Below are 933 nucleotides of genomic sequence, written 5' to 3'. Positions count from 1 at the left end.
ATTGAAAACAATAATAAGCAGGAAGATGGCTTGATCGCGCTGTATCGCTCGGATGATCTTTCTCTAATCACCACTTTCAAAACCGGTGCGCTGCCAGATATGGTTGGTTTTTCTAAAGATGGTCGTTACATTGCCACCGCAAACGAAGGCGAACCGAACTCCGATTACAGTATCGATCCCGAAGGTAGCGTGACGTTGGTCGATTTGAGCAAAGGTATTAACAATGCTGACGTTACGCAAATTGGCTTTGGCGAATTTGATGGAGTGCGCTCAGATGAATTGCCAAAAGCGGTGCGTATTTCCGGCCCTAATGCCTCAATTGTTCAAGACCTTGAACCGGAATATCTGACGTTTGCCGACAACGGGAAAATTTATGTCGCCTTGCAGGAAAATAACGCAATGGCGATTATTGATCCACAAAGCCAATCGGTAGAAAAAATTGTCGCTTTAGGGGAAAAGTCTTGGTCAAATTCAAAGCTGGACGCCTCAAATAAAGATAAGATCATCGGCAATTTGAAAAGCTATCCGCAGCTGGTTGGCTTGTACATGCCCGACACGCTAGACAGTTACTCTGTCAACGGCCAAACCTACATTGTTTCAGCCAACGAAGGGGATGGTCGCGAATATGGTTTTAAAACCACTCAAGCTGAATGTGATCAAGCAGGGTTCAAGTGGGATGAGGATGACTATCAAGGTACGCCAGATTACACCAATGTCAAAGGCACCTGTTTGAGCCATATCGACGAAGTCCGTGGCAAAAAACTCAAAGTTACGACCGACCACCCTCTTGCTGGAGCTCTGAAAGACAACAAACAGCTAGCTAGACTCAAAGTTATCAAACCAAACCACACATTAAACGCAGAAGAAAACGTTCAAGCATTTGGCGCGCGTTCATTCTCAATTTGGAATGAAAATGGTGAGCTAGTTTTTGAT

1 protein-coding gene is annotated in these 933 nt (G+C 44.8%); it reads left to right on the top strand.

Annotated elements, in window-relative coordinates; genetic code table 11:
* On the top strand, positions 1–933 hold a 933-nt coding region (locus R7R24_RS25365; protein ID WP_411978831.1), incomplete at both ends, for a choice-of-anchor I domain-containing protein.

The sequence above is a fragment of the Vibrio sp. 704 genome, from assembly GCF_033339295.1.
Note: the sequence above shows the minus strand (reverse complement) of the source record. Positions and strands in the feature narration are given on the sequence as shown.